The 13,757-nt window shown below is 65.4% G+C and carries 9 protein-coding genes; 2 read left to right on the top strand and 7 right to left on the bottom strand.

What is annotated here, in order from left to right; genetic code table 11:
• Positions 1-4 precede the first annotated feature (4 nt).
• Positions 5-1,951: a maltotransferase domain-containing protein gene (locus NLM25_RS36300; protein WP_254140087.1), complete on the bottom strand. Its 1,947-nt coding sequence runs from the start codon at positions 1,949-1,951 to the stop codon at positions 5-7.
• A 204-nt stretch (positions 1,952-2,155) separates the two neighbouring features.
• On the opposite strand from NLM25_RS36300, the gene malQ reads away from it, so the two are divergent.
• A complete protein-coding gene (gene malQ / locus NLM25_RS36295; protein ID WP_254140086.1) occupies positions 2,156-4,117 on the top strand; it encodes a 4-alpha-glucanotransferase in 1,962 nt (653 codons plus the stop codon).
• Between the two features lie 43 nt (positions 4,118-4,160).
• Complete coding sequence (locus NLM25_RS36290) at positions 4,161-5,963, top strand: glycoside hydrolase family 15 protein (RefSeq protein WP_254140085.1); 1,803 nt, start codon at positions 4,161-4,163, stop codon at positions 5,961-5,963.
• A gap of 231 nt (positions 5,964-6,194) precedes the next feature.
• Here the strand turns inward: NLM25_RS36290 and NLM25_RS36285 are convergent, their stop codons facing one another.
• Genes NLM25_RS36285 through NLM25_RS36260 form a run of 6 tightly spaced genes read right to left on the bottom strand, consistent with a single transcriptional unit; the run spans position 6,195 to position 13,723 of the window.
• Positions 6,195-7,007, bottom strand: a complete 813-nt coding sequence (locus tag NLM25_RS36285) for an HAD family hydrolase (RefSeq protein ID WP_254140084.1) — start codon at positions 7,005-7,007, stop codon at positions 6,195-6,197.
• Between the two features lie 36 nt (positions 7,008-7,043).
• Positions 7,044-7,574, bottom strand: coding sequence for a gluconokinase (locus tag NLM25_RS36280; protein ID WP_254140083.1), 531 nt, complete (start codon positions 7,572-7,574; stop codon positions 7,044-7,046).
• A complete protein-coding gene (gene pgl, locus NLM25_RS36275; protein WP_254141319.1) occupies positions 7,561-8,310 on the bottom strand; it encodes a 6-phosphogluconolactonase in 750 nt (249 codons plus the stop codon). Before pgl ends, NLM25_RS36280 begins: the two co-directional genes overlap by 14 nt.
• Positions 8,310-9,821: a glucose-6-phosphate dehydrogenase gene (gene zwf / locus NLM25_RS36270; protein ID WP_254140082.1), complete on the bottom strand. Its 1,512-nt coding sequence runs from the start codon at positions 9,819-9,821 to the stop codon at positions 8,310-8,312. The genes pgl and zwf overlap by 1 nt, the downstream gene beginning before the upstream one ends.
• Before the next feature lie 40 nt (positions 9,822-9,861).
• Positions 9,862-10,860 (bottom strand): phosphogluconate dehydrogenase (NAD(+)-dependent, decarboxylating), encoded by a 999-nt coding sequence (gnd, locus tag NLM25_RS36265; protein WP_254140081.1) that lies wholly within the window; start codon positions 10,858-10,860, stop codon positions 9,862-9,864.
• A gap of 13 nt (positions 10,861-10,873) precedes the next feature.
• A complete protein-coding gene (locus NLM25_RS36260; RefSeq protein ID WP_254140080.1) occupies positions 10,874-13,723 on the bottom strand; it encodes a bifunctional transaldolase/phosoglucose isomerase in 2,850 nt (949 codons plus the stop codon).
• Positions 13,724-13,757: the final 34 nt, after the last annotated feature.

Raw genomic sequence — 13,757 nt, 5'->3', positions numbered from 1 at the left:
ATCCTTACGCCAGGCAGCGGAACAGCAACGCCGGATCGCGGTCGGGATCGATACGCAATTTGATCCCGCCCCATTCGATGCGGGACTGTTCGCCGGTGATGAGATTTTCCAGTGCGGTGACGTGGCGGCGTGCGCCGCCGCCGTCGATGGTGAGGTCGCCGAGCGGCAACCAGAATTCGCGCTCACGGCGCGTCAGGGCGATGACCGCGACGACGGTATCGGACGGATCGGCCGCCTCCTTGGCAAAGGCGATCGTCTCGCCATCCTCGATGCCGAGGAAGCGCAAGTTCTGCGTTTGCTGAAGTGCGGCGTGATCATCGCGGATGCGATTGAGCGCGGCGATGTAGGCCTTGATGTTGCCGGGCCGATCCCAGTCACGCTGCTTGATCCGGTATTTCTCGGAATCGAGATACTCTTCGCGGCCGGGAATCGCGTCGTGCTCCAGCAGCTCGAACCCGCTGTAGATGCCATAACTGCCGGACAGCGTCGCCGCCAGCGCGACGCGCGACTTGAACGCCCAGGGCTCGCCGCCCTGCAGATGATAGGGCAGCAGGTCGGGCGTGCTCACGAACAGGTTCGGGCGATAGAAGTCGCGCTCGGGATAGCGCGTCAGCTCGCAAAAATATTGCTCCAGCTCCCACTTTTCCGTGCGCCACGGGAAATAGGTGAAGGACTGCGCGACGCCGAGCTTGGCGAGGCCCTTCATCAGCTTCGGCTTCGCGAAGGTCTTGGAGAACAGGATCACCTCGGGATGGCGGCGGCGGATGTCACCGATCAGCCAGTCCCAGAACGCAAGCGGCGCGGTGTCGTGATTGTCGATGGCGAAGATGGTGACGCCCTGGTCGATCCAGAACAGCATGGCATCGCGAAACGCGTTCCACAGCCCGGCCCTGTCGACGGAGGAGAAATCGGGGTTGACGATGTCCGGATAGGGACCCTCCGCCGTCCGTACCGAGCGATCCGGCCGCCATTTGAACCATTCCGGATGCTGGGTCAGCCAGGGATGGTCCGGCGAGCATTGCACGGCGAAGTCGAGCGCGAGCTCGAGGCCGTATTCGAGGCACGTCGCGACCAGCGCGCGGAAATCCTCGATCGTGCCGAGCTCGGGATGCAGTGCATCGTGCCCGCCCGCGGCGGTGCCGATCGCATAGGGCGAGCCGGGATCGCCTTCGGTTGCCACCGGCGCATTGTTGCGGCCCTTGCGGCGGGTGTGGCCGATCGGGTGGATCGGCGTGAAGTAGAGCACGTCAAAGCCCATCGCGGCGATGTCGGGCACGCGCGCGATGCAGTCACGAAGCGTGCCATGCCGGCCGGGGATCTGGCTCTGGCTGCGCGGCATCATCTGATACCACGCGCCGAAGCGCGCCTTGTCGCGGTCGACGACCAGCGGGAAGTTCTGCGAGCGGGTGAGGTCGGGCCGCGACTGGCTCTCGGCCATGGCCGCGCCGAGATCGGCTGCAAGCAGCGAGCCGACATCGCCGGTCTGAAGATAATCCTCGCATTGCTTCATGATGACCGTCGTGGCGTCCTGCCGCGCGCCATGCGCCTTGGTCAGGAGGCCGGCGCCCTCGATCGCATCGAGGCTGACGTCCGCGCCGGCGCGCCGCTTGCGTGCGACCCCGCGGGACCAGGTGGCGAACTCGTCGGTCCAGGCTTCGATCGCATAGACATATTGGCCGGGATCAACCGGTGTGAACGCGCCGGACCAGCGGTCATTGCCGTGATGGATCATCGGCTCGCTCCGCCATTCCCGGTCCTGCTCACCGTGCCAGATCAGCGCGGCTCCGATCACTCCGTCGCCGTCGCGATAGATGTCGGCCCAGACCTCGACCCGTTCGCCGGCGATCCGCTTCACGGCGAAGCGGCCGCCATCGATCAAGGGATAGATGTCTTCGATGAGGAAAGCGCTGCCGGCTGCGGCACTCTCGACAGTTTGAATTGTCTTGTTCACGGTGATGCCATTGACAAGAAAGCAGGAGCCCGTTTCCCTTGTCGGGAACCTACGCTTGGTACCTATATAGAAAGCCGGTTCTGTGTCATTAGTTCCCTTGGGAACGACAGGTGCAGTTTGCGAGTTACCCTTGACTAAGGTCTTCCACCGCCTCGTTAAAATCGATGCCCCCGACAACAGGGTGGCTTGCAAGCTGCGTGCCGAATGGATCTTTTAGCTCAAGCCCGGATCAAGGGCGTTCAGTCCGAATTCGTCGACGCCCTCGGAAAGCTGCGGGTCACCGCGCCCGAGGCGCTCAAATCCATCCTCGACGCCCTGCCGGAGAAGCGGGTCTACCGCTTCGTCAGCGGGCCCGTGGTGGTGCGCGCCCTGGGACATCCGCGCACCGAATTGGCGACGATCGGCACGCCGCCGCTGCAGTGGAAATTGAGCGCAAACGGCAATGTGATCGCGCAAGGCGAGACGCGCGAGCCCGTCATCGCCTGGCCCGCCGGCCTGCCGCTCGGTTATCACCGGTTGACGCTGACCGATGCCAAGGGTGTCGCGGAAGAGGTGCCGATGATCGTGGCGCCCGAACGCGCCTTCGGCGGCGAGTTCGATCGCGGCTGGCTGCTTGCCGTGCAGCTCTACAGCGTCCGCTCGGACCGCAATTGGGGCATCGGCGATTTCACCGATCTTGCCGGCCTCGTCCGGCTCGCCAGGCAGCTGGGGGCCGACGGCGTCGGGCTCAACCCGTTGCACGTCCTGTTCGATGATCAGCCGGCCGATTGCAGCCCCTATTCGCCGAACAGCCGGCTGTTCCTCAACCCGCTCTATATCGACGTCGAGGCGATCCCGGAATTTTCCGCCGACCTCGTCCCCGACGCGGCTGCGACCGCGGCGCGGCTGCGTGAAGGCGATCGTGTGCCCTATGCGGACATGGCGGCGCTGAAATGGCGGGGCCTGCGCGCCGCTTTCGACAGTTTTGTGAAGAGTGCGAGCGGAGTCCGCCGCAACCAGTTCGACGCGTTCCGCGCCGATCGCGCACCGCTATTGTCCCGCTTCGCCTGCTTCGAGGTGCTGCGCCATCGCTTCACCCGGCCATGGTGGGAGTGGCCGCCGGAGTGGCAGCAGCCGGATGAAGCCAGATGCGCCGAGCTCCGCAGCGGTCCCGACAGGCGCGAGGTCGAGTTCGTCGAATTCGTGCAATGGACGGCCGACAGCCAATTGCATGCCGCCAAGGAGCTGGCCGGCCAGCTTGGCATGCGCGTCGGGCTCTACCTCGACGTCGCCGTCGGCGTGCAGTCCAACGGCTTCGATGCCTGGAACGAGCAGATGGCGATTTCGCGCCATCTCGCCGTCGGCGCACCGCCCGACGTGCTCAATACGGTTGGCCAGGATTGGGGCCTTGCCGGCTTCAATGCCGGTGGTCTCGAAGCGCAGTCTTTCGTGCCGTTCGCGAACATGCTGGCGGCGTCGATGCGCCATGCCGGTGCCATCCGGCTCGACCATGTGCTGGGCCTGAAGCGGCTGTATCTCGTGCCGCGCGGCTTCAAGCCCGACAACGGTGCCTATGTGCAGATGCCGTTCGAGGCGCTGCTCGGCGCGGTGGTGCGCGAGAGCGCGGCCCATAAATGCATCGTGATCGGCGAAGACCTCGGCACCGTGCCGGAAGGTTTCCGCGAGACGATGCAGGATTTCGGCATCTGGTCCTACCTCGTCATGATGTTCGAGCGCGACGATGCCGGCCATTTCCGCAACGCCGACCATTACCGGCCCAATGCGCTGGTCACGCTGAACACGCATGATCTCTGTACCTATGCCGGCTGGCGCTCCTTCAGCGATCTCAAGATGAAGCGCTCGCTCGGGCTCGATCCCGGCGAGGACGACCAGGCGCGCTGGGATGCGCTCGGCGCGCTCGACGCGATCCTGCGCCAGAACGGCATCAACGCCAACGATCTCTATTCAGTGCTCGCCTTCCTGTCGCGGGCGCCGTCGCGTCTTCTGGCGGTGTCGCTGGAGGATCTGCTCGGCGTGATCGACCAGCCCAACATTCCCGGCACGATCGATGAGCATCCGAACTGGCGCCAGCGCCTGCCGGTTACGCTTGACAAGATCGCCGCCAAGGTCGATCTCGCGGCCTTGAGGGCGGCGACACGGGAACGTTCGTTGACCGGCGGGAGTTGAAGCGCCTGGAATTTTTCGCGGATTTTCAGAGGCTCGCAACACATTGTCTCAGAGAATCGAGGACTATGCGCTGATCGGTGATTGCGAGACCGCGGCGCTGGTGGGGCGCAACGGCTCGATCGACTGGCTGTGCTGGCCGGCCTTCGATTCCGATGCCTGCTTTGCTGCGATCCTCGGCACGCCCAAGAACGGCCGCTGGCTGATCGCGCCGGGCGAGGACGTCGTCAGTATCTCGCGCCGCTATCTCGGCAACACCCTCATCCTCGAAACGCGCTTCGAGACCGAGAGCGGCGTCGTTGCGCTGATCGACTTCATGCCGCCGCGCGGCAAGGCCTCCGACATCGTGCGGCTGGTCCGCGGTGTCAGCGGCACGGTGAAGATGCGGATGGAGCTCGTCATTCGCTTCGGCTTCGGCGTCGACATTCCCTGGGTGCGACGCATCGACCATTCGCTGCTGGCGGTTGCGGGCCAGGACATGACGGTGCTGCGCACGCCGGTCGAAACCCACGGCGAGGACCTGACCACGGTCTCCGACTTCGAGGTGAAGGCCGGCGAGACCGTGCCGTTCGTGCTGACCTACGGCCCCTCGCATATCGATCCGCCCGCGCCCATCGATCCGGACGTCGCGCTTCAGGAGACCGAAAACTTCTGGAATGAGTGGTGCGGGAAATGCACCCGCGACGGCGAGTACCACGACCTGATCGTGCGCTCGCTGATCACGCTGAAGGCACTGACCTTTGGGCCCACTGGCGGCATCGTCGCGGCGCCGACCACCTCGTTGCCGGAAAAGCTCGGCGGCGCCAGGAATTGGGATTATCGCTTCTGCTGGCTGCGCGATGCCACCTTCACGCTGCTGGCGCTGATGAACTCGGGTTACACCGAGGAAGCCCTGGCCTGGCACAATTGGCTGCTGCGCGCAGCGGCCGGGTCACCGGCGAACATGCAGATCATGTACGGCATCTGGGGCCAGCGGCGTCTGCTGGAATGGGAAGCCGGCTGGCTCGACGGCTATGAGGGCGCCCGACCGGTGCGGGTCGGCAACGCCGCGCATGCGCAGCTCCAGCTCGACGTCTATGGCGAGCTGATCGACGCCTTCCACCAGTCGCGCATGGCCAGGCTGAAGCTCGACGACGAGACGACCTGGGCGCTGGAATGCGCGGTACTCCAGCATCTCGCCGAAGTCTGGGATCATCCCGACCACGGCATTTGGGAGCGACGCGGCCAGCCCCGGCACTACGTCTTTTCCAAGGTGATGACGTGGGTTGCGTTCGACCGCGGCATCAAGAGCGCCGAGACCTTTGGCTTCAAGGCGCCGCTGCTGCATTGGCGCGCCCTGCGCGAGGCCATTCATCGCGACGTCTGCAACAAGGGATTTGACGCGGAGGAGAACGCCTTCGTCGATTCCTATGGCTCGAAACTGCTCGATGCCAGCGTGCTGCTGTTGCCGGCGGTCGGCTTCCTGCCGTCGGCAGACCCGCGCATCCGGGGCACCATCGCGGCGGTCGAACAGCACTTGATGCGCGACGGCTTTGTCTTGCGACACGATCCGCGCGAGGTCTCCGAGGAGAAGCAGCCGATCGAAGGCGCGTTCCTGGCCTGCACGCTGTGGCTGGCCGATGCCCATGTGCTGGCCGGCGATCTCGACAAGGCGCAAGTCCTGCTCGACCGCGTCGTCGGCATCGCCAACGATGTAGGCCTGTTGGCCGAGGAGTATGATTCAGTCGCCAAGCGCCAGACCGGTAACTTCCCGCAGGCGCTGACCCACATCGCGCTTGTCAACACCGCACATAATCTGTCGGCGGCAAGGCAGGAGAGCGAGAAGCCGGCGGTGCAGCGGTCGAAATAGTAGTTGAGTCGGTTGCTGTGGACACTTCAGGGAAGCTGCCGGACGAGCTCGGCCTGCATGGTTCGAGACGCCCGCTTTGGCGGGCTCCTCACCATGAGGGTCTAATATTTCGCCGCGTCACGAGACCTTATCCTGAGGGCCCGCCGCAGGCGGGCGTCTCGAAGGATGGCCGCAGGCAGGCTCATCGCCAAGTTCTTGCCAAATGCAACAGTGCCGAGGCTATCGGACGTTCTACCCCACCCCGTTCCACTTCAGGATCATTTCCATCGCCTCCGCAAAACCATCCTGCTCATTGGTCGCGGTGACGTGGGTGGCCTGGTCCTTGACGCTGTCGGTGGCATTGCCCATGGCGATCGAGGTGCCGCTGACGCGGAACATGGCGAGGTCGTTCTGCATGTCGCCGATGGTGGCGACGGCGTCGGTCGAAATATCCAAGCGCTTGGCCATGGCCTGGACGAAGGTGCCCTTGTCGAAGCCGGGCGGCGTGACGTCGAGATAATAGGTCTGCGAGCGCACCGCGGTCGCCTCAACGCCGAGCGCCTCCTGCATCGCCTTCTCGCAGCGCTCGAGGCCGGCCGCATCGGCGCTGGCGCCGACGATCTTGCAGGCGCTCGAAAGATACGGCGAAAAATCCGTCACGATGGTCGGGTCGGAGCGGATCGTGTGCTGCTCGTGCGCGACGTATTTGCCGCTCGGGTTGTCGATCAGCCATTTGTCGTAGGTGAAGAGCCAGATGTCGGCGCCGAACTCCCGGAGGATCTGCAGGGACCGTTCGGCGGCGCCCTGTGGGATCAGGTGCTGCTCGACCGGCTTCATCTCGGGATCGACGATCGAGGAGCCGTTGAACGGGCCGACCGGCAGCCAGAGCGCCAGCGGCTCGATCAGGAAGCGCATGCCGATGGCGGGGCGGCTGGAGGTGATGGTGAAGCCGATGCCGGCCTGGTGCAGCCGATGCACCGCGGACCTCGCGCGTTCGGTCAGCGTCTTGTCCTTGGTCAGCAGCGTGCCGTCGACGTCGGAGACCACGAGTGAGATTTTCGTCATGGCAGGACCTTGGGTTTCTTGGCCTCTTTCTTGGCCTCAGCGTTTCGTGCCGCCCAGTCTCAGCTGCCGCACCACGCCGTCGACGATCGCCTCGACGGATTCGTCGATCGAGACGGTGATGACATGCTCGCCGGCCTCGGGCGGCTCCAGCGTCGTGAACTGGCTCGTCAGCAGCTCGGGCGGCATGAAATGGCCCTTGCGCTGCGCGAGCCGGGCGGCGATCAGCTCCTTGGTGCCCCTCAGGAAGACGAAGCGGACGTCGTCGCGGCCGCGCAGCAGCACGTCACGATAGGTGTGCTTCAGCGCCGAGCAGGCGATGATGACGTGCTCGCCCTTGTCGCAGACCCGGGCGATCTCGTCGGCGATGGCGTTGAGCCAGGGCCAGCGGTCCTCGTCGGTGAGGGGGTGGCCGGCCCGCATCTTCTGGACATTGCTGGCGGGGTGGAAGCTGTCGCCGTCCTCGAAGCGCCAGCCGAGCCGCTGGCCGAGCGCCTCCGCAACCGTGCTCTTGCCTGAACCCGACACGCCCATCACGATCAACGCACAAGGTGCTTCAACGCCCGCCACGAATTCCCTCCGGAAGCGCGGCCTGGTCGACCAGCCAGACGGTCTCACCATTCGAGCGCGCGCGTACAGCCGGCAGATTCTCGCCATTGAGCAGGCGCGTCAAGATCGGCTGCTTGTCGTGCCCGGCAATCTCGAACAGCATTTCGCGGCAGGACGCCAAAGCGGGCAGGGTGAGCGAGACCCGCGGCACGAAAGGCGCGACATTGGCCCTGGGGACGCCCACGACCCAGCGTGTGGTCTCCTCGACCGCGGGATAGCCCGGGAAGAGCGAGGCGGTGTGGCCGTCCGGTCCCGCGCCCATCAGAACCAGGTCGAACAGCGGCCGTGCCGGATCGAGGCTCGCAGCACCGTAGAACGATTGCAGCTCGCGCGCATAGGCTTGTGCACTTTGATCGGGGTTTTCAGCCGCCGTCGGGATCGGGTGGATATGGCCGGAGGGCGCATTGCGGTCGAGAAAGGTCGCGCGTGCGACCGCCATATTGTTGAGCGGATCGCTTTCCGTCACGAAACGCTCGTCGCCGATGAACCAGTGTACGCGGTCCCAGGGAATCCTTCCGCGCCAGGCGTCGCTTCCGAGCAATTGATAGAGCTTCTTCGGGCTCGAGCCGCCGGTCAGGCAGATTGCGATCCGCGAGGGATTGGTGGCGATCCGCGCCATCACCCGTTCGGCTGCGGCCAGCGCCAGCGCCTGGGCGTCGGCCTCGACGATCACCTTCGGCTGTCCGGCCGCGGCCATCACGAATATTTCCGCCAGCTGCGCCCGTCGCGCCGGAGCAACTCGTCGGCGCAGGCCGGGCCGTCGCTGCCAGCCTCGTAGGTCTCGATGCCGTTGGTGCCCGCGCTTTTCCAGGCATCCAGGAACGGCTGCACGGCCTGCCAGCCGGCCTCGATGCCGTCGGCGCGCTGAAACAGGATGTTGTCGCCGATCATGCAGTCGTAGATCAGCGTCTCGTAGCCGGTCGAGGGATCGGCGCGGAAATAGTCGCCGTAGCGGAACTTCATCTCGACGCCGTCGATGGTGACGCTGGGCCCCGGGATCTTGGCGTTGAACTGCAGCTCGATGGTCTCGGTCGGCGCGATGCCGATGGTGAGGAAGTTCTGCGACAGGCGGTCGACCGTCGTGCCCGTGAACATCGACAGCGGCGCCTGCTTGAACTTGATCGCGACTTCGGTGCGCTTGTGGCCGAGCGCCTTGCCGGTGCGCAGGTAGAACGGCACGCCGGCCCAGCGCCAATTGTCGATCATCAGCTTGAGCGCGACGAAGGTCTCGGTGGTGCTGCCGGGCTTGACGTCCTCGGTCTTGCGATAATCCGGGATCTCGTCTTCGCCGATCCGGCCCGCAAGATATTGCGCGCGCACCGAGCTCTTCAGCGCTTCCTCCTGGCTCGGTCGCTGGATCGAGGTGAGCACTTCGGCCTTCTCGGAGCGCACCGAGTGCGCGTCGAAGCGGGCGGGCGGCTCCATCGCGACCAGCGACATCAGCTGGAACAGATGGTTCGGCACCATGTCGCGCAGCGCACCGGTGGCATCGTAGAAGCCGCCGCGATGGCCGACGCCGAGCTTCTCCTCCACCGTGATCTGGATGTGGTCGATATGGTTGCGATTCCAGATGGGCTCGAACATGCCGTTCGCGAAGCGCAGCACCAGGATGTTCTGCACCGTCTCCTTGCCGAGATAGTGATCGATCCGGTAAATCTGGTGCTCGTCCATGATCTTCAGCAGCTCGGCGTTCAGCGCGCGCGCCGAGGCGAGATCGGTGCCGAACGGCTTTTCGATCACGAGACGCCGCCAGGCGCCGTTCTCCTTCATCATGCCGGTGCGACCAAGCTCGCGCGCGGTCGGCGCGAAGGCGGCCGGCGGCGTGGCAAGATAAAACAGCCGGTTGCCGCCGGTGTCCTGTGCGCATTCCAGCGAGTCCAGATGCTCGCGCAGTCGGTCGAACGAGGGCGGGTCGTTCGGATCGGCCTCGACGAACGTCACGCATTCCAGCAGCTTCCTGGCGACGTCGTCGTCCACGGGGCGCGTCGCGAACCGGCGCAGGCCCTTCAACAGGCTGTCGCGGAGCTCGTCGTCCGACTGGCCCTTGCGGGCCACGCCGACGACGCAGAATTTTTCCGGCAGCAGGTGCTCGGCGGCGAGGTTGTACAGCGACGGCATCACCAGACGGTGAGTGAGATCACCGGTGACACCGAAAATGACGAAGGCGCAATTTTCCGGCTTGCGCTTTGCTTGCGGGTCTTTTGTCACGAACGATTGGCCTTCGCTTTGTTACGTCTTGCTGTACTTGTTATTTGGGCTTCGACGCGCCCGGCTGCTTCGGCTCCTTGTGGCCGCCGAACCCTGCGCGCATCGCGGAGAGAATTTTTTCGGCGAAGGTGTGTTCCTTGCGGGAACGGAAACGTGTGTAGAGCGCCGCGGTCAGCACTTCGGCCGGCACCGCCTCGTCGATCGCGGCATTCACGGTCCAGCGTCCTTCGCCGGAATCCTCCACGAAGCCGGAATACTCCGCGAGTGCAGGGCTGTCCGCGAGCGCCGTCGAGGTGAGGTCGAGCAGCCATGACGGGATCACGCTGCCGCGCCGCCACACCTCGGCGATGTCGGCGAGGTCGAAATCATAGCGATGGTCGGCCGGCAGAGCCTCGATGCTGGCGTTCTTGAGAATATCAAATCCTTCGGCATAGGCCTGCATCAGGCCGTACTCGATGCCGTTGTGGATCATCTTGACGAAATGGCCGGCGCCGACCGGGCCGGCATGGATGTAACCCTGCTCGATGCGGGGATCGCGCCCGTCACGTCCCTCCGTGCGCGGGATGTCGCCGGCGCCGGGCGCGAGCGCGGCGAAGATCGGATCGAGCCGGTCGACCACCTGCTTCTCGCCGCCGATCATCATGCAATAGCCGCGGTCGAGCCCCCAGACACCGCCTGACGTGCCGACATCGACATAATGGATGCCGCGCGCCTTCAGCGCCTTGCCACGGCGGACGTCGTCCTGCCAGAACGTGTTGCCGCCGTCGATGATGACGTCGCCTTCCTGCATTACGCCCGCGATCGTGTCGATCGTCGTCTCGGTGATGTGCCCGGCCGGCAGCATCACCCAGGCCGTGCGCGGCCGTTCGAGTTTCGAGATGAACTCCTCGAGCGTCGCGGAGCCGACCGCGCCGTCGGCGGCAAGGCCGGCGACGGCCTTGGCGTCCTTGTCGTAGACCACGGTCGAATGGCCGTGACGCATCAGGCGGCGAACGATGTTGCCGCCCATCCGGCCGAGGCCGATCATGCCGAGTTGCATGTGAGAGATTCCCTTAATTCAGTGCATCGTTGAGCGCCGCATTGAGCGTCGCGAGACCTTTCTTGAGCCCGCCCTTCAGGTGCACCCGGAGCGCGCGCCGGCCGCGCTCGGTGAGCACGTCGAAGTCGCCGCGCGCCTGCGCCGCCTTGATGACGCCGAAGCTCGCCTTCTGGCCCGGCACCGCAAGGTCCTTGGCATCGTCGGCGGTGATCTGGAGGAACACGCCGCTGTCGGGCCCTCCCTTGTAGGCCTGCCCCGTCGAGTGCAGGAAGCGCGGCCCGAACTCGGCGCAGGTCGCGACGTGGCGCTTCTCGCGCACTTCCAGACGCATCGTCTGGAGTGCGTCGATCGTCGCCTTGTCGCGCGCGATGTAGCCTAGCAGGGCGACATAATCGCCATGGTTGGAGCGCGACAGATGCGCCCTCAGCCACGAGGTAAGGTCGCCGTTGGCGCCCGCGGCGCGCAGCGCCGTGGCGTTGGCTTCGTCGGTGTAGAGGTCGGCCTCATCGGTGCTGACCACCGGCTGCTCGGCCGGCAGTGTGCCGGTCTTCTCGAACGACGCGGTGAGCTCGCGGGTCTTGATCTTGGCCGCTTCCACGTCCGGCTGGTCGAACGGGTTGATGCCGAGGATCGAGCCTGCCACGGCGGTTGCCATCTCGAAGCGGAAGAATTCCTGGCCGAGATGGTCGATCGACTTCATGACGATGCGGACCACCGGATGGCCGGCCGCTTCGATCCCCGCGAGCGCCGAGTCGTGCGCGGCGTCCGCCTCGCCCTCGGTGCGGATGTCGATGAAGAAGCGGTCATTGCCGTAGACCGAGGGATCGCCCAGCGGCTCGCCGGCAATCGGGATCAGGCCCTTGCCTTCCTTGCCGGTGGATTCCGCGATGAGCTGCTCGGCCCAGGCGTCGAAATCGGCGATCTTCTTCGACGACAGGATCGTCACCTTGTCGCGGCCTTCGAGGCCGGCGAGGCCCATGGCAAGGCCGAGCTGCACGCCCGGGTTCTCACTCGGCGGCACGTCCGGGCCGCAGGAGCGGGCCATCGCCAGCGCATGCTTGAGGAAGGTCTTGACGTCGATGCCCGCGGTCGCCGCCGGCACCAGGCCGAACGGCGAGAGCACGGAGTAGCGTCCGCCGATCGACGGCTCGCCATGGAAGGTGCGGGCGTAGTTCAGCTCCTTCGCCGCCTTCTCAAGCGACGAGCCGGGATCGGTGACCGCGATGAAGCGGAAGCCGGTCTTGGCCTTCGGGCCGAGCGCCTGCGCGACGCGCTCGTGGAAATAGTCCTTCATCGCGTTCGGTTCGGTGGTGCCGCCGGATTTGCTGGAGACGATGAACACGGTGTTGGCGATGTCGATCTTGTCCTCCATTGCCCGCACCTGCGTCGGATCGGTGGAGTCAAGAACGTGCAGCTTCGGGAAGCCGGGCTTTTTCCCGAAGGTCTCGGCGAGCACCTCAGGGCCAAGGCTCGATCCGCCCATGCCGAGGACGACGGCGTCGGAGAATTTTTGGCCCTTCACGCGGCTCGCATAGTCCTCATAGTCGGCGACGTCGGCCTTTGCCGCGCTGTCGAGCCAGCCGAGCCATTTGTCCTCGTCAGTGCCGGTCCAGACCGATTTGTCGCGCTGCCACAGCCTGCGGATCTTTGCCGACGCGCGCCATTCCTCGGTGCTCTTGGCCACGGCCTTGCCGAGACCGTCGCCGAGCGAGAGATGCTGGCGGTCGATCGCGGGGCCAAGCACGGTCGCGCGCTTGTGGGCGACCGCACCGTAGAGCTTGTCGGCGGCATCGGCGAACTGCTTGACGCCGTCCTTGACGAGCTCCTCGGTGATCGCATCGAGCGAGACGCCGGAGCGCTCCAGCTCTTCCAGCACGCGCCTTGCGTCGTCGACATTCTCTTCCAGGCTGTCGCGCGGCTTGCCGTGGTCGCGGAACGCGTCGAGCGTCGCCGGCGGCACGGTGTTGATGGTGTCGGGGCCGATCAGCTCCTCGACATAGAGGACGTCGCTGTAGTCCTTGTTCTTGGTGCCGGTGGAGGCCCACAGCATCCGCTGCGGCTTGGCGCCCTTGGCGGCGAGCTTGTCCCAGCGCGGGCCGGAAAACAGGCGCTTGTAATCCTGGTAGGCGACCTTGGCGTTGGCGATTGCGACCTTGCCCTTCAGTGCGGCGAGCCGTTCCTTCTCGGATGGATCGTTGGCGCGGGCGATCTTCTCGTCGAGCTGCTTGTCGACGACCGAGTCGATGCGGCTGACGAAGAAGCTCGCGACGCTCGCCACGTGCGACGGGGCGCCGCCGCCGGCGACATATTTTTCCAGGCCGGCGAGATAGGCCTCGGCGACCTGAAGGTAGACGTCCCGGGAGAACAAGAGCGTGATGTTGATGCTGATGCCGTCGCCGATCAGCTGCTCGATCGCCGGCAGGCCCTCCGGCGTCGCCGGCACCTTCACCATCAGGTTCTTGCGACCAACGTCCTTCCAGAGACGCCGCGCCTCGGCGACCGTGCCGGCGGTGTCCATCGCCAGATAGGGCGAGACTTCCAGGCTGACATAGCCGTCGCCTCCCTGGAGGCGGTCATAGACCGGGCGGAGCACGTCGGCGGCGCTCTGGATGTCCTCGATCGCGACGGCCTCGAACAGGTCCGCCACGGTCCGGTCGCCGCGCTTCAGCGCCTTGCCGATCGGGGCGTCATACTCGTCCGAGCTGCCGATCGCCTTCTCGAAGATCGACGGATTGGAGGTGACGCCCTTGACGCCGTCGGTGTCGATCAGCCGCTTCAGATCGCCCTTGGCGATGAAGCCGCGGGCCAGGAAGTCCAGCCAGACGGCTTGTCCGTGCTTTTCCAGTTCTTTGACGGGATTCATGATGCTTATTTATCTCCAAGCCTACGGGCGAGGG

The organism is Bradyrhizobium sp. CCGB01 (assembly GCF_024199795.1).
Classification (GTDB): domain Bacteria; phylum Pseudomonadota; class Alphaproteobacteria; order Rhizobiales; family Xanthobacteraceae; genus Bradyrhizobium.
Note: the sequence above shows the minus strand (reverse complement) of the source record. Positions and strands in the feature narration are given on the sequence as shown.